This window comes from Streptomyces sp. SYSU D01066-1 (assembly GCF_054956795.1).
In genome coordinates this window covers 49,618-64,934 of the sequence record NZ_JBUDHV010000036.1, presented here as the reverse complement: position 1 = coordinate 64,934, position 15,317 = coordinate 49,618, and the positions used below count along the sequence as shown (strand labels likewise).

The following is a 15,317-nucleotide window of genomic DNA, read 5'->3' as shown; positions in this document are numbered from 1 at the left end:
CCCATCTGGTGGGCGACGGAGACCGGGTTGCGGGGCAGCATGGTCTGCTCCCCGGCGACGTACTCGGCGGTGATGACGTCACCGCCGGGGACGTGCGCCCACTGGTTGACCTTGTGCAGGTCACCGGTGGTGGGGATGCGCTTGGCCGGGGACGTCTCGTCGTAGAGCGGGTTGGTGATGAGGGCGACGCCGCGCTTGTCGTACCAGCGGGCCTGCTTCGCGAAGTACTGGGCGAAGCGGTTGGAGACGGCCTGCCAGTAACGGCCCCGGGCGATGCGGCCGGGGCGGCCGAGGTCGTCGAAGGCGGACACGTAGGCCACACCGGGGGCCACGTCCACCTCGCGCAGCGCCCTGTCCAGGGCGGGCGACCAGGGCAGCCGCTTGAAGTGGGCCTCGGCGGAGGCGAGGAACGGCTCGTCGTCCCAGAAGCCGGGGACGACGGTGCCGAAGCAGCGCTCGAAGCGGCGGTGGTACTCACCGGGGACGATGTCGAGGAACAGCTCCACCGGTTCGTCGTCCAGGAGGTCGACGTAGGAGCGGCTGTAGCCCTGGCTGTCGTCGACGAGGGGGGTGCCGCCGAACAGGTCGATCTGCCAGCGTCCGGCGGGGACCTGCCAGGTGCCGCCGACCGCCTGTGTGAGGTCGGTGACGTCGGTGGTGCCGACGGGCCGGGCCGCCGCCGCGACGGCCGTGACCGGGAGGGCGTCGCGGTCGGGGAAGTCCCCGGCGGCGGCCGGGTCGTCGAAGGCCGAGGTGTGGAGCGCCGTGCCGTCGGCGGCGGTGACGGTGAGGCTGTCCCACAGGCCGCGTTCGTCGCCGGACGCGCGCACGCCCGCGCCGCCGGTGGCGTACCGGTCGTCGGCGACGGTGCCCTTGTCCCTGCCGTCGAGGGTCACCGCGATCTCTGCGCCGGTCACCGTGACGGCGAGCGTGTGGTACTTGGTCCTGTTGAAGCCGTCGGTGCGGGTGCTGCGCAGCAGTTCGACGGGGGCGGTGTCCCGGGCGAGGCGGAGCACGGTGGTGACGCCGGTCCGGTCGAAGGTGACCGCGTAGCCGTCCAGGCCGTCGGCGCCGGCGCGGACGACCAGGCCGGCGGCGGTGTGGTCGGCCTTGGCGCTGCCGGTGACGGTGTAGTCGGTCCAGTGGGCGCTGTCGCGCAGGACGGCGGCTCCGCCGAGGACCGCCGCGTCGGCGACGAGGGCGCCCGCCTGCACACCGAGGCCGGTGGAGCGGTGCAGGTCGGCGCGGGCCGGGCCCTCGACGACGGTGGTGGACCGCCACAGTGCCTTCAGACGCAGGTCGGGGCGGGGTGCGTAGGTCCGTGACCCGACCGTGCCGCCCTTGACGACGTACTCGCCGGCCCGGCCGCTGGGGAAGTGGTCGTCGTTGAACAGCCACACCCGCATGCCGGTCCTCTCGGCGGTCTCCAGCACGTGCCCGACGATGTCGAACCAGCCCTGCGTGAAGAAGGCCGGCCGCATCGCGTCGTTGTCGAAGGGGAAGAGGACGACCTCGTACATGCCCTTGGCGCGCAGGTCGGCCAGTTGCCGATCGACGAGTTCCGGGGTGACGGGGCCGTTCCAGTACCAGTAGACGGTGGGGCGGCTGTCCTTCGGCGGGTTCGCGAAGCGGCGGTTTGAGAAGGTCGCCGCGGTGGCGGCCGGGGCGGGGGCGGCGAGGGCGGGCAGACCGGTGGCGAGGACGGTGCCGGCGGTACCGGCCGCCACGACGAAGTGGCGTCTGGACAGGGGGAGTTCGGGCATGACTGTTCCTCGGAGGTCAGAGGGCGCGGTGCTCAGCCGGCGGCCAGGCGGGCCACGTCGGCGGCGGACAGGGCGCGGTTGTGGAGGCGGAAGTCGCGTACCGCGCCGCGCAGGTGGGGGTGCGTGGTGTTCTGGGAGCGGCCGAGGTGGTTGCGGGTGGTCGCGCCGAGCAGCAGCGGTCCGCAGACCATCGCCGGGTTGCGGCCGGCCTCGGTGCCGTCGACGTAGAGCACGCCGGTGCCGCCGCCCAGGGTGAGCGCCACGTGGGTCCAGCGGCCCACCGGCAGCGGTCCGGCGGCGTCGATGGAGTCCTCCCCCTCCATGCCGGCGACGCGCAGCGCGGCCCGGGCCCGGCCGGCGCCCGTGGCCGCCGCGAGGAAGAGGTAGGTCTCCTTGTGGTAGCCGAGGTCGAAGACGCGGGCCGAGGGGGCGAGGGTGTCGACGCGGACGCGGACGCTGACGGTCAGCTCGTTCAGGCCGCTCAGCAGGCCGGCCGGGAGGGCGACCCGGCCGTCCGTGCCGTCCAGCTCGACGGCGGTCCCTTCCGCGTCCCGCGCCCAGCGGGCGCCGCCGGCCAGCACCGCGTTCCCGAACGCGCCGGTGGCGTCGGCGGCCGTGGTGCCGGTGCCCTCGTCCAGCGGGTAGCGCACGACGTCCCGTGCGCGGCCCTGGCGCGGGGTCACCGCCCAGTAGACGTTGTAGCGCTGGTGGTGCACCTCGTGGAACGGCCGCAGCCTCACCGTGCGGCCGTCGGCGACGGCGGTGAACCCGGTGGGCCGGTCCCCGGCGGGGCGGAGGGTGCGCGGGCGGATCGTCGGCACGGTGGCCAGGGCCTCGTCGCCGTACTCCCCCGCCAGCACCAGCGGCCCGTAGGACAACGATGTCACCTGCGGGTTGTCGAGGGCCGGGGTCCAGACGGGCTCGCGCGGCAGGATCAGGTCGACGGTGTCACCGGTGCGCCAGTGGCGCTCCAGTGAGGCGTACGCGCCCGGGCGCGGCCGTGGCGCGGCCTGACGGCCGTTGACCTTCAGCACGGGGGTGGCGCCGGTGTCGGCGACCCACCCGGGTATCCGCAGGCGCAGCGCGAAGCGGGCCTGCCCGGCGGTGACGGTCAGCCGGGTCCGCCCGGCCGTGGGGTAACCGGTCTCCTGCCGCACCGTCACCCCCGTCTCCGCCCAGCGCACCTCGGAGGGGACGAACAGGTTCACGTACAGCGCCCGCGGGTGCCCGGCGCGGGAGCGGAAGTAGACGGTGTCGCCGAACTTGGTGTGGGTCTCCAGACCCGTGCCGTGGTCGCAGGAGAAGTTGTCGTAGTCGCCGCTGTAACTCCCCGGGGCGGCGCCGAGTCCGCCCTTGGGCTCGCGCCGCGAACCGGCCCACAGCCCGGTGTAGTAGGTGACGAAGCCGTGCGCGGAGCCGGGGTCCTGCTCGCCGAGCATCTGGTTGTACAGCGTCCACTCGTAGTGGTCCATGTACTCCGCGCGCTCCGGACGGTGCAGGAACAGCTCCCGGCCCAGCTTCAGCATGTTGTAGCTGTTGCAGTTCTCGCAGGTGACCTCGGAGAGCCTGGAGACGATCTCGCCGGGCGGGCCGAAGAGCTCCTTGTCCGAGTTGCCGCCGATGGCGTACGAGTGGTGGCGGACGACGGTGGTCCAGAAGGTGTCGGCGACGGTGAGGTAGCGCCGCTCCCCCGTCGCCTCGTACTCCGGTACCGTGCCGACGACCTTGGCGATCTCGGTGTTGGCGTGCCGGCCGGCCAGCTCGTCGCGTCCGGCCGCCAGCGGCGCGTACAGCTCCTCGTGGTCGAAGCGCCGGGCGGTGCGCAGGTGGGCGGGGTCGCCGGTCTCCAGGTACAGCCGGGCCAGTACGTCGTTCATGCCGCCGAACTCGACCTTCAGCACGGTCCGCATCCGCTCGTGCGAGAGCGGCGCGGTGCGCGCCTCCACCCAGGCGGCCGTCTCCAGCAGCACCGCCAGCGCCTGTCTGTTCCCGCTCAGCCGGTACTGGTCGAGCAGTCCGGCCATGATCTTGTGCAGGGTGTAGTACGGCGCCCAGGGTCTGCCGCCGGCTTCCAGCTGGTCGAAGACCGACTCCGGGAAGGCGCAGAGGTAGCCCCGGTGGAAGCCGGCCGCCGGTCCGGCCTGCTGGCAGGCCGCCAGCGCGGACACCAGGGCGCGGCCCCTGTCGCCGTAGGCGGGGTCGCCGGTGGCCGCGTGGGCCTGGGCGAGGGCGCTGAGCAGGTGGCCGGTGGTGTGGCCGCGCAGCTGTACGTCGGGGGCCTCCCATCCGCCGCAGGGCTCCGCCGAGGACGGCAGGCCGACGTTGCGGCGGAAGGTGTGCAGCAGCCGGTCGAGGTCGACGAAGAGCAGGTACGCGCAGGTGCGGCGCATGTTGGCGAGGAACGGGCTGTCGAGGAGGCGGACCTCGGACAGGGCGAAGGGGGCGAGGGCCGGGCCGTCCGTCGCGGGTCCGGCCGGGGCGCCGGGGCTGTGGGCCGAGGTGCTGGACGCCGGGGCGGGGGCGGGGGCGGGGGCCGCGGTGGCGGGGGCCGGCGGAGCGGTGGCGGCCGCGGCGGCGGAGGCGGCGGACGCGGCGATGACGCCGCGGCGGGACGGTCTGGGCAACGCGCGGTGTGCGGGCAACGTACCGTGCTCCTTCGGACGGACAGCGCAACGTTTGAAACGTTTAAGTTTGCCGCCGGAGACGCTAAGTTGAGGCACAGGAGAGGTCAACACTTCTCACAGAATAAGATCAGCGAGGCTGATTGAAACGTTCAATGAACGGGTGTGAAAAAGCGCCGCCGGTCTCGCGGGACCGACGGCGCTGCCGGCGCGGCGTCAGCCGCCCAGGGCGGTGAGGACGACGTCCTTGGCCTCGTCCTGCACCTGCTTCAGGTGGTCCGGTCCGCGGAAGGACTCCGCGTAGATCTTGTAGACGTCCTCGGTGCCGGACGGGCGGGCCGCGAACCAGGCGTTCTCGGTGGTCACCTTGATGCCGCCGATGGACGCGCCGTTCCCGGGCGCCTCGGTGAGCACGGACGTCACCGGCTCCCCGGCCAGCCGGTCGGCCGTGACCTGCGCCGGGGACAGCTTGGCCAGGCGGGCCTTCTCCTCCCGGGTCGCCGGGGCGTCGATGCGCGCGTAGGCCGGCTCGCCGAACCGCTCGGTGAGGGCCGCGTAGTGCTGGGACGGCGTCTTCCCGGTGACGGCGGTGATCTCGGAGGCGAGCAGTGCCAGGATGATCCCGTCCTTGTCGGTGGTCCACACCGAACCGTCCCGCCGCAGGAACGACGCCCCCGCGGACTCCTCGCCGCCGAAGCCGAGCGAGCCGTCCACCAGACCGTTTACGAACCACTTGAAGCCGACCGGGACCTCGACCAGGCGCCGTCCCAGGCCGGCGGCGACCCGGTCGATCATCCCGGAGGAGACCAGCGTCTTGCCGACGCCCGCGTCCGCGGGCCAGTCGGCGCGGTGGGCGTAGAGGTAGGAGATGGCGGTGGCGAGGAAGTGGTTGGGGTTCATCAGGCCCGCGTCCGGGGTGACGATGCCGTGCCGGTCGGCGTCGGCGTCGTTGCCGGTGGCGATGTCGAACCGGTCGCGTCCCGCGATCAGCGAGGCCATCGCGTGCGGCGACGAGCAGTCCATCCGGATCTTCCCGTCCCAGTCCAGCGTCATGAACCGCCAGGTCGGGTCGGTCAGCGGATTGACCACGGTCAGGTCAAGGCGGTGCTGCTCGGCGATCCGGCCCCAGTAGGCGACCGACGCCCCGCCCAGCGGGTCGGCGCCGATGCGCACGCCCGCGGACCGGATCGCCTCCAGGTCCAGGACAGCCGGCAGGTCGGCGACGTAGGTGCCGAGGAAGTCGTAGCGGCCGGTGCCGGGCGCGGCGAGCGCCTTGGCGTAGGGCAGGCGGCGTACGCCCTTCAGACCGGCCGCGACGAGCTCGTTGGCGCGGTCCTGGATCCAGGAGGTCGCGTCCGAGCCGGCGGGGCCGCCGCTGGGCGGGTTGTACTTGAAGCCGCCGTCGGCGGGCGGGTTGTGCGACGGGGTCACCACCACGCCGTCGGCGAGGTGGGAGGCGCGGCCCCGGTTGTGGGTGAGGATCGCGTGCGAGACCGCCGGGGTGGGGGTGTGGCCGTCCGCCTCGTCGATCAGCACGGTGACGTCGTTGGCCGCGAACACCTCCAGGGCGGTCACCCGGGCCGGCTCGGACAGGGCGTGGGTGTCGGCACCGAGGAAGAGGGGGCCGGTGGTGCCCTGCTCGGCGCGGTACTCGCAGATGGCCTGGCTGGTCGCGGCGATGTGGTCCTCGTTGAACGCCGCGTTCAGCGACGATCCCCGGTGTCCGGACGTGCCGAACGCCACGCGCTGGCCCGGCTCGGCCGGGTCGGGGTGCAGCGCGTAGTACGCCGTCACCAGCCGGGCGACGTCGATCAGGTCCTCGGGTCCGGCCGGCTGACCGGCTCGGTCGTGCTGCATGCGCCCACTCCTCCGTATCGAATCGGGCGATCGAATCGGACATTCGCTCGCGGACCCATCTTCCCCCCTGTCCCCGGCACACCCGGGGCGGACCCGGCGCCTTCGCTCCCCGGCGGGCGAACGCGGCCCCCGCCTCCGGGGAGCGCCCGGGGGCGGGCCTGCCCCGCGAACCGCGTTCCGGCTCCTGGCCCCGCGCGGCCGGCCTTAGGGTGGACGTGTGATCGAGGTGGAGGTGCGGCAGCTGCTGGTGTCACCCGCGCACCGGCTGGCCGGGCGCCCCGCGGACGGGCCCTCGCCCGGCCCGTCCGACGAGCGCGTGCGGCGGGTGGAGGTGCGGCGCGGCCTGGGACTGGTCGGGGACCGCTACTACGGGCGTCCCGCCCATCGTGACGCCTCGGTGACGATCATGTCCGCGGAACGCCTGCCCAGGGAAGTCGACCCGTCCGTCGACCTGCGCCACACCCGCCGCAACGTCCTGCTCGCGGGCGTCGACATCGACTCCCTCGTCGGCGCCGTCATCAGCCTGGACTGCGGTACGGGGCCGGTGCCCTTCGCCGTGAACCGCCCGGCCCGGCCCTGCGCCTGGATGGACGTCACCATCGGCCCCGGCGCCCAGCGCGCGCTGCGCGGCGGGGGCGGGGTGCGGTGCGCGCCGCTGGGCGACGGGGTGCTCACGGTCGGTCCGGCACAGCTGCGGGTGACTCGGGCGGCCGGCGCGGACGCGTAGCGGGTGAGCGGCGGACCGGGCGCGGGACGGCGCCGCCGTGCCGGCGGGCGTCGGGCCGGGACACGGACGGCGCGTCATGCCGGCGAGCGGCGGACCGGGACACGGACGGCGCGTGGTGCGCGGCCGCGGGTGACCGGGCCGGCGGTCAGATCCGCCCGCCCGTCAGGCGGGTGACGGGGCCGTGGGCGTGGTGGGCCGAGCGGCGGCCGGCCGCGTAGGAGACGGCGGTCAGCGCGGTCAGGCCCGCCCCCACACCGGCGGCGACGAGTTTGCGGTGGGCGATGACCGTCCAGGCGGTCCTGGCGGCTCCGGCGACCTGTCCCGTCGTCGCCAGGACGGCCTGACGGCCCGCCTCGACGCCCTTGGCCGCGCTCTGGGCGGCAGCCGTGGCCGCGCCGGCCGCGCGTTCCGCGCCGGAGCCGGCCGCTGACGCGACGTCACCGGCCTTGCCCGCGGCGTCCTTCGCGGCCCGGGACGCGGGAGCCGTCGCCTTGCCGGCGGTCTGCCGGGCCTTGGCCGCGGCGGTCGACTTCGTCTTCGTGGCGTCGGACTCGGTGCCGGACTGGGTGCCGGACTGGGTGCCGGGGCGAGTGTCCGGCTTCTGGTTCGTGTCGTTGTTCGGTTCAGTCATGGACTCCGGTTTGCCCCTCGCTCCGCGCGCAAACGCCCGCCCCGCGCCTGTTTCGGCCGAAAGCTGACCGAAACCGGACCGCGCCGGGAACCGTACGCCCCGCAAGGGTATGCCTGTCTCGTATGCCCGCACAGGCAGGGAGCAGGGGGGCGGCTCCGGTGACAATGTGGCGCAGCACGACCGGCCGGGACGGATCCCGCCGGGCCCGACGCCGGGAAACGGTACGGCTGTTGCGGGCCCAGGGACGGCACGGGCCGGAGTTCCGCGAGGTGCTCCCGGCGCTGACCGGGCTGGTCCTGGTGCTGTGCGCCGGGGTCGCGGGGCTCGCGGCGGGCTACCGTTCCCTGGGCGTCGTGGTGCCGTTCGCTTTCCTGGCGCTCCTCGCGGTGGTCGTACCGGTCGTCGCCGGACGGCTGCGCCCGCCGGCCCGGCGCCGCCGCGGCCGCTACACGGCGGCGGAGATCGCCGCCCTGGACACGGAGGGTCTCGCGCTCGCCGTCACCCGCATGCTGCGCCGGGACGGCTGGTCGGTCCGGCCGCCGTCCGGTGAGCGCGTCCGCCCCCGGGTGCGGGCACGCCATCCCCGGGGCCACCGGCTGGAGGTGGCGTTCCGCCCCGTCGCCGAGCCGTTGCCCGACGAGGACCCGCCCGTCTCCCGATCCCGCCGCGCGGACGCCGAACCCGCGGTCCTGCTGATCGTGCACCGCGGCACCTTCAGCGGCCGGGACGCGCGCTGGGCCCGGCAGCGGGCCGGCACCCGCCTCATGGACGGTGCGCTGCTGCGCCGCTGGGCGGACGGCACGGCCCTGGACCGGCTGATCGACCTGACGTGACGTCGGGGGCCCGGGGCCCGGGGCCGGCGGGCACCCGCTCCAGGACACCGCCCGCGAAGACGTCGTACAGGGGCAGCGTCTCCAGGTGGACGTAGCCGATGTGGCAGTCGCAGACGGCCAGCGGGCACGGGCGCGGGCGCAGGGCCGCCCGGTAGGAACCGTCGTACAGGTTTCCCAGTTCGGCGCGGACGAAGTGGCAGCGGCGTACCGTGCCGTCGCCGTCGACCGAGATGACGGACTCCCCCGTGCGGCAGGGCAGGCCGGCGCTGGTGTGGGGGTGGCGGCTGTAGGGGAAGAGCGGGTCCAGGGCGGTCCAGGCCGCCGCCTGGGCGTCGTCGTAGGCGTGGCCCTCGGCGGCGTTGATCCACAGGTAGACGTGGTCGGGCAGGTCGGCACGGAGCCGGCGGGCCGCGCCGAGGTGCTCGGGGAGGCCGACGACACCGACGCTGAAGCGCACCCCGCGGGCGGCCAGCTCCCGGCACTTGGCCAGGAAGCGGTCGTACGGCGTCTGCCCGGGGTGGTAGGTGCACCACAGGGCGAGGGTGCCGGGGTCGGCGTCGGCGAGCCATTCGGTGCGGCAGCTGAGGTTGGTCTGGATCGCCACCCGGCGGATGTGCGGCAGGTGCGACAGCCCGGTCAGGGCGCGCCGGTACCAGGAGCGCGTCAGGCCCTCGCCCCAGGGCGTGAACAGCACCGACAGCCGGTCGTCGGTGCTGTCCGCCGCCCACCCGGCGAACCGCTCCAGGGCCGCCCGGTCCGCGCGGAGCTGCTCGCGGCTGTCGCGCCGCTTGGCGAAGGGGCAGTACGGGCAGTCGTAGTCGCAGGAGGCGAGGGGCCCGCGGTAGAGCACGGTCAGGTCCACGGCGCGTCGGTCACTTCCGTTCGTAGGCGGCCATGGCGGCCCGTACCGCCGGGGAGAACAGCTCGGGTCCGATCGCGTCGGAGTGGGCCAGCCCCTCCGGGGTCAGCCGCAGGACCGTGCCCGGGGTGCCGTCGCCGGCCAGCCAGCCGCGGTCGGCGAACCGGTCGAGTTCGGCGGCGAAGTCGTCCCGCGGCGTACGGCCGAAGCGGGCGCGGTAGTCGGCGGTGTCGAGGCCGTCGGCCTGGAGCAGCGACTGGAGCAGGTGACGGCGGCGGGCTTCGTCCGCGCCGATACGGCGGCCGTACTCGGCGTGCGCGAAGTCCGCGGCCGGGCGGGAGACGTAGTCGTCGATGATCGCGCGGATCTCGTGCATGCCGACGGCGTAGTCGAAGGAGTAGTGCAGCCCGGCGGTGTAGGAGCGGGCTCCGCAGCCCAGGCCGATCATGCCGTCGGTCTGGCAGGCGTAGTCGTCGGCGCCCCGCGGTGCGGCGTCCGCGCGGCGGAACATGCGCATGGAGCGCTGCTCGTAGCCGTGCGCGAGGAGGTGGTCGCGACCGGCCCGGTACAGGTGCAGGCGCTGCGCGTCCCAGGCGGGGTCGGTCTCGCCCGCGCGGCGGCCGAGACCGGTCAGGGGCCGGACGTAGAGGGGGTAGAGGTACAGCTCCTCGGGCCGCCAGGCCAGGGCCGCGTCCAGCGAGCGCAGCCAGGTCGTCTCGGTCTGGCCGTCGATGCCGTAGATGAGGTCGATGTTGAGGACCGGTATGCGGGCGTCGCGGACGCGGCCGAGGGCCGCCTCGACGTCCGCGCGGCGCTGGGGCCGTACGGCGGCCCGGGCCTCGGTCTCGTCGAAGCTCTGCACGCCCAGGCTCAGCCGGGTGGTGCCGCGTCCGGCGAGGACTTCGAGCCGGTCGGCGGTGGCGGTGGCGGGTGACGCCTCGACCGACAGGGGTGCGGCGGCGAGGTCGGCGCCCATGCGGTGTTCGGCGATGTCGCAGAGGCGCTGGAGTTCGGCGGCGGTGAGGAAGGTGGGGGTGCCGCCGCCGAAGGCGGCGGTGGCGAACCGGACCGGGGCGCCGGTGCCGCCGAGCGCCTCCCTTACGGCGGTGGCCTGCCGTTCCAGGGCGTCCAGGTAGGCGGTCGTCAGGCCGTCCGGGGCGCCTGTGCGGGTGAAGAGGTTGCAGAAGCCGCAGCGGACCTCGCAGAACGGGATGTGCAGGTAGAGGGAGAGGGCGTCCTTGGGTTCGGCCGCCCACAGGGAGCGCAGCGCCGGGCGGCCGGTCAGGCGCCGGTAGGCGGTCTTGTGGGGGTAGGCGTAGACGTAGTGCTGGTAGGGGCTCGGGTGCCGGCCGGCGGGCCGGAGGGCGGGGGCGGAGGCGGGGGCAGGAGCGGGAGCGGGGACGGGGGTGGGGGCAGGAGCGGGGACGGGGGTAGGGGTGGGGGTGGGAACGGTGGCGGAGGCGTGGGCGGGGGTCATCGGGCGGCTCCGGCGGGGGCGGACTCGGGGGATTCGGGGGGTCCGGGGGTCCCGTGTGTCTGGGAGTCCAGGACGAAGTGGGCGTAGGGCACGGTCCACACCGACTCGTGGCCGAGGCGGTGGCCGGTGTAGCCGTCGTCGCCGTACGCCGTGCCGTGGTCGGAGCAGACGATGGCGAAACACGGGCGCCTGCTGCTCGCGACGGCGAACAGGCGGCCAATGTGCCGGTCCACGTACTCCAGGGCGGCGGCGTGGGTCTCGCGGCTGTCACCGGCGTCGCGGGTGGCGCCGGGCAGGTGGAACCAGTTGGGCTGGTGCAGGGCGGAGACGTTGACGAAGAGGAACAGCCTCTTGTCGTGCGGGAGTTCTCGCACCACCTGCTCGGCGCGCGTGATCTGGTGCTCGAAGGAGGTGGGTGAGGTGACCCCGAACTCCGGCTCCCAGTGGGACTCCTGGAACATGCCCGGCAGCACCGAGCCCAGGGGGCCCCGCTTGTTGAAGAAGCCCACTCCCCCGACGCACACCGTGTGGTACCCGGCTCCGGCGAGACCGGAGACGAGGTCGGGGGTGTCGTACACCCAGGTGCGGTCCGCGGTGGTCTCGCTGCCGGCGAAGCTCGCCGCGAACAGGCGTGGATGGGGGCCGGGAGCCGCCGGGGTGGGCAGGAACCCGGCGAAGATCGCCTGGTGGGAGGCGTAGGTGAAGCTGCCGGGGGCATGCCGCTTCTCCCAGCGTCCGCCGGGCAGATGCCGGGCGAGGTGCGGGATGCGGCCCGCCGCAGCGAGTTCGGCGGCGACGTCGTGGCGCAGGGTGTCGAGGGTGACGAGGAGCAGGTCGTGGCTGCCGACGATCTCGTTCATGTCGGGTCCGGCCGCACCGGGTCCGGTGGGCGGCTTTGGGCAGGCTCGGCGCCGGTCAGGGCCTGGCATACTGCTCCTCCGTTCCGTACTGGTGCGGGTGGCGCGGGCCGGCCGTGCGCAGGACGGCGGCGACCTGGGCGGCGTAGGTGTCGAGGCCCTCGGCGCCGCTTCCGGGCAGGCCCGTCAGACCGGGCAGCAGGTCACCGAAGGCGTTGACCTCGCCGACCACGAACCGCCGCCATCCGGTGACCGGCAGCAGGTCGACGCCGACGCAGAGGGTGCGGGGGAAACAGGCCGCGGCCCGTTCGCACACCGCGAGCGCCTCGGCCCAGGACGCGCCCGCCGCCGCCATCGCGTCCCGGGCCGCGTCGAGGTCGCCGCGGGCGCCGCCGAGATGGAGGTTGGTCATGGGTGAGGTGCTGGTGCGGACCACCGCGTGGGTGGCCCGTCCGGCGACCACGACCACCCGCAGATCGGCCGCCCGGCCGCCCTGCGACGCCTTGGGCACCCACCGTTCCAGATGCAGTGCGTCGGGAGCCAGGGTGTCGACGATGGCGGCGATGTCGGACTCCCGCTCGTAACGCCGTACGTCGAGCGAGTTGAACAGGGCGCCGTCCGGGGCGAGTTCGACCGAGGTGGTGGCCCGGACGCGGCCTCTCGGCGAGGCCTCCACGGCGAGGACACCGGACGCCGACGAGCCGTGCGCGAGCTTCACGAACAGCCGCGGCATCCGGTGCTCGCGCATCAGCCTCCGTACGTCGTCCCAGCCGTGGACCACCGGAGTCGGGGTGGTCGGCGGGGTCGATGGGGTCGGCGGGGTCGGTGGCGCGGAGGTCGGGGAGAAGGGCACCGGGACACCGGCCGCGTCGAGGACCGCGTGGCAGCGGCGTTTGTCGAACAGGACGGCCAGTTCGTCCTGATCGTCGAGGCGCTGCCCGCCCTCCAGGCCGCGCACGGCGGTCAGGAAGCGCCGGTACCAGCGGGCGGATCCCTCGACCCGGGTGGGATCGCCGACGCCGCGCAGTTCACGGTCGACGCCCGGGTGCTCGCCGGGCGAGTCGATCCGGACGACCTCGTCGGGGGTGAAGACGGCCCCGCCCGTGCGCAGCACCTCTGTCCAGGGCACGACGCGCGGTGCGGGCAGGCCGGCCCCGGTCGCCGCCGCGGCGAACAGCGTCACCCGCCGGTTCTCGGGGTTGCCCACGACCGCGAGACGTGGGCCGATGTCACTCCGAGACCGCGACATAGCGCTCCCGTCCGTTTCCGTGCCCGGCGGGTTCGAGCATGAGGCGCACGCCGTGCGGTTCCAGTGACTCACGCAGCCGCCGGGCCACGGGCTCGCTCAGGAAGTGGTGGTCGAGGTTCAACGCGCCCAGGTGGGTGAGGGGCCGGCCGGCGAGCAGCGCGGCGGCGCCCTCGTCGCCCGGCGTGTCCGCGCTCGGGTCGAGCGCCTCCAGCCGGGCGACGACGGGCGCGGAGGCGGCAGCCGGCAGACCTGCCTCCCGGCCCTCGCCGGGGAAGTCGACGACGGGCAGGCGGTACAGCTCGCTCAGCGTGTCACTGAAGGCCATGCGGACGGATCCTGACGTGAGAACGGACGCGGTACGGCGATGTGCCAGCAGTTCTACCAACCGGCACTGACATCGGCCGGGTGCGGGCTCGGCCGCGGCCCGTGGGACAGGACGGCCGGAGGACGGTCCGGCAGGACGTCGGTCGGTGGTGGGGCCACGGCCGCCAAAACCCGCCTGCCCCTGTCGATGTCAGTGGTGGCCCGTACGGTTTTTCCATGGCCGGTGCGCCGTGCGCCGGCTGGAGAGGGGACACCCATGTACCGGCAGGGAGACGTGCTGATCGTGCCCGTCGCGGACGAGGCGGTGCCGCCGCATGTGCGCCGGGCGCCGAAGGAGCCGCGGGACGCGAAGGGCCGTCTCGTCCTGGCCCTCGGCGAGGTCACCGGCCACGCCCACGCGGTGATCGGTCCGGGAGAACTGGTGCGGGAGCCCGGCCCGTCGGGCCCGTTCCTGCTGCGGCTGCCCGGGGGCGGCCGGGTGGTCCACGAGGAGCATGCCGCGATCGTCCTGCCCAAGGGGTGGTACCGGGTGATCCGGCAGCGGGAGTACGTGCCCGGGTCGGTGCGGATCGTCGCGGACTGACGGTGGGGCCTGCGGAGGAGGGGACCGTGACGGCCGAGCTGACCGAGGCTGCCGAGGGGACCGTGACGAAGGAGGGGACCGTGACGAACGAGCTGACCGTGACGGCCGAGGGACAGGGCATGGGGACCGGGCAGGGCATGGCGCAGTCGGCTGGGGCGCCGGGGACGACGTGGGGAGCCATGGGGCAGGAAGCCAGGGGGCAGGAGACCGGCGGTGGCGGGGAGCCGGTCGTCCGGGTCGACGCCGACGAGGTGGAACGCTGGCGCCTGCGGGCCATGGCGACGGTGCCCGCCGACCGCCCGGCGGCCGAGGAGGGCGTACGGCTGGCCTACCTGCGGGCCGGACTGGCCGGACCCGAGCGGGTGCTGTGGGCGCGCTCGCCGCGCGAGGCGGTGCGGCTGGTGCGGGACCTGACGGACACCGGTCCGAGCGTCCGCGAGGCGGTGCGCACGGCGCCGTGGGCGCAGGAACGCGACCGGGTCCACGCCGAGTTGGGCGCCGTCGGCTGGTCGGAGCAGTGGTCCGCGACGGGTGGACGGCTGTGGGACCCGGTGCGGTCGCTCGTCGACCGGATACACCGCGGTGTGCTGGAGGACCTCGCCGGTGAGGACACCGAAGCCGCGGCGGAGATCCGTCTGATCCTGCTGGACGCCGTCCTGGGCCAGCACGACGCGCCCTGGCTCGCCGCGTTCCGCACGGACCGGGCCCCCCTCGACGGTCTGGCCCTCGTCGCCCGCAGCGCCGGCTGGTGGTGGCCGTTCGCGAAGGCGGCGGTGGTCTGCGAGCGCCCCGTCGCACTGCACCGCGACGAGGCCGGGCGGCTCGACCGCGGGGACGGGCCCGCGCTGGCCTTCCCCGACGGCTTCGCCCTGTACGCCTGGCGGGGCATGCCCGTACCTGCCGGTTTCCTGGCCGAACTGCCCACGTTGACACCGGAACGCATCCGCGCCGAGGAGAACGCGGAACTGCGCCGGGTCATGCTGGAGCACTACGGCTACGACCGTTACCTGGCCGACTCCGGCGCGCGCCCGCTGGACCGGGACGAGACCGGCGTCCTGTGGCGGATCGACCTGGCCGACGACGAGCCGGTGGTGATGGTGGAGGTCCTCAACTCCACCCCGGAACCGGACGGCACCCGGCGCACGTACTGGCTCCGGGTCCCACCGGCGACCCGGACGGCCAAGGAGGGGGTGGCGTGGACGTTCGGGCTGCGTCCGGAGGTGTACGCGCCCGTGCGGGAGACATGAGCGGGACAGGCCGGGCCGGGACGCGGTGGGGTTCCGGGGCCGGGGCGGCGGGCTCGCCGGCGGGGAACACCGACGGTGGGCGAGGGCGGTGGGCGGGCGGCCGGTGGCCCAGCGACCGGCGGCCCCCGGCCGGCCGGTACCGCGCCGCGGGCCGGCTCGGCCTCCTGCCGGGCCGCCCGGTTCGCGCAGTCCGGTTCGTGCCGTCCGGTTCGCACCGTCCGCGCGGCGCGTGCTCCTGCGCCGCGCGTTCACCGGGCTCCACGAGGCCGCGCGACGGCGCATGCCGTAC

At 74.6% G+C, this 15,317-nt stretch carries 11 protein-coding genes and 1 pseudogene; 4 read left to right on the top strand and 8 right to left on the bottom strand.

What is annotated here, in order from left to right:
- Positions 1-1,795 precede the first annotated feature (1,795 nt).
- Both ACY1JF_RS25955 and pgm read right to left on the bottom strand, forming a co-directional pair.
- Positions 1,796-4,405 (bottom strand): glycoside hydrolase family 127 protein, encoded by a 2,610-nt coding sequence (locus ACY1JF_RS25955; RefSeq protein WP_462707668.1) that lies wholly within the window; start codon positions 4,403-4,405, stop codon positions 1,796-1,798.
- 195 nt (positions 4,406-4,600) lie between these two features.
- Positions 4,601-6,241, bottom strand: coding sequence for a phosphoglucomutase (alpha-D-glucose-1,6-bisphosphate-dependent) (gene pgm, locus ACY1JF_RS25950; RefSeq protein WP_462707667.1), 1,641 nt, complete (start codon positions 6,239-6,241; stop codon positions 4,601-4,603).
- A 217-nt stretch (positions 6,242-6,458) separates the two neighbouring features.
- Between pgm and ACY1JF_RS25945 the strand changes: the two genes are divergently transcribed.
- Positions 6,459-6,968, top strand: coding sequence for a molybdenum cofactor biosysynthesis protein (locus ACY1JF_RS25945; RefSeq protein WP_462707666.1), 510 nt, complete (start codon positions 6,459-6,461; stop codon positions 6,966-6,968).
- 145 nt (positions 6,969-7,113) lie between these two features.
- Here ACY1JF_RS25945 and ACY1JF_RS25940 read toward each other — a convergent pair whose 3' ends face one another.
- A complete protein-coding gene (locus ACY1JF_RS25940) occupies positions 7,114-7,599 on the bottom strand; it encodes a hypothetical protein (protein ID WP_462707665.1) in 486 nt (161 codons plus the stop codon).
- A 230-nt stretch (positions 7,600-7,829) separates the two neighbouring features.
- Between ACY1JF_RS25940 and ACY1JF_RS25935 the strand changes: the two genes are divergently transcribed.
- Positions 7,830-8,432, top strand: a complete 603-nt coding sequence (locus tag ACY1JF_RS25935) for a hypothetical protein (protein ID WP_462707664.1) — start codon at positions 7,830-7,832, stop codon at positions 8,430-8,432.
- Here ACY1JF_RS25935 and ACY1JF_RS25930 read toward each other — a convergent pair.
- From ACY1JF_RS25930 to ACY1JF_RS25910, 5 genes and pseudogenes are all read right to left on the bottom strand, one after another.
- A complete protein-coding gene (locus ACY1JF_RS25930; protein ID WP_462707663.1) occupies positions 8,362-9,294 on the bottom strand; it encodes an STM4011 family radical SAM protein in 933 nt (310 codons plus the stop codon). The genes ACY1JF_RS25935 and ACY1JF_RS25930 overlap by 71 nt on opposite strands.
- 10 nt (positions 9,295-9,304) lie before the next feature.
- Entirely contained in the window at positions 9,305-10,768 is a 1,464-nt protein-coding gene (locus ACY1JF_RS25925; RefSeq protein WP_462707662.1) for an STM4012 family radical SAM protein, read from the bottom strand.
- Positions 10,765-11,628, bottom strand: coding sequence for an STM4013/SEN3800 family hydrolase (locus tag ACY1JF_RS25920; protein WP_462707661.1), 864 nt, complete (start codon positions 11,626-11,628; stop codon positions 10,765-10,767). Before ACY1JF_RS25920 ends, ACY1JF_RS25925 begins: the two co-directional genes overlap by 4 nt.
- Before the next feature lie 55 nt (positions 11,629-11,683).
- Positions 11,684-12,874: an STM4014 family protein gene (locus ACY1JF_RS25915; protein WP_462707660.1), complete on the bottom strand. Its 1,191-nt coding sequence runs from the start codon at positions 12,872-12,874 to the stop codon at positions 11,684-11,686.
- Positions 12,855-13,115: pseudogene (locus tag ACY1JF_RS25910) on the bottom strand (STM4015 family protein); the annotation flags it as partial. The gene ACY1JF_RS25915 and the pseudogene ACY1JF_RS25910, both read right to left, overlap by 20 nt.
- Positions 13,116-13,454: 339 nt before the next feature.
- Here ACY1JF_RS25910 and ACY1JF_RS25905 point away from each other — a divergent pair.
- Together ACY1JF_RS25905 and ACY1JF_RS25900 are read left to right on the top strand one after the other, a co-directional pair.
- Positions 13,455-13,781 (top strand): hypothetical protein, encoded by a 327-nt coding sequence (locus tag ACY1JF_RS25905; RefSeq protein ID WP_462707659.1) that lies wholly within the window; start codon positions 13,455-13,457, stop codon positions 13,779-13,781.
- A 179-nt stretch (positions 13,782-13,960) separates the two neighbouring features.
- Positions 13,961-15,028 (top strand): DUF6745 domain-containing protein, encoded by a 1,068-nt coding sequence (locus ACY1JF_RS25900; protein ID WP_462707685.1) that lies wholly within the window; start codon positions 13,961-13,963, stop codon positions 15,026-15,028.
- Positions 15,029-15,317: the final 289 nt, after the last annotated feature.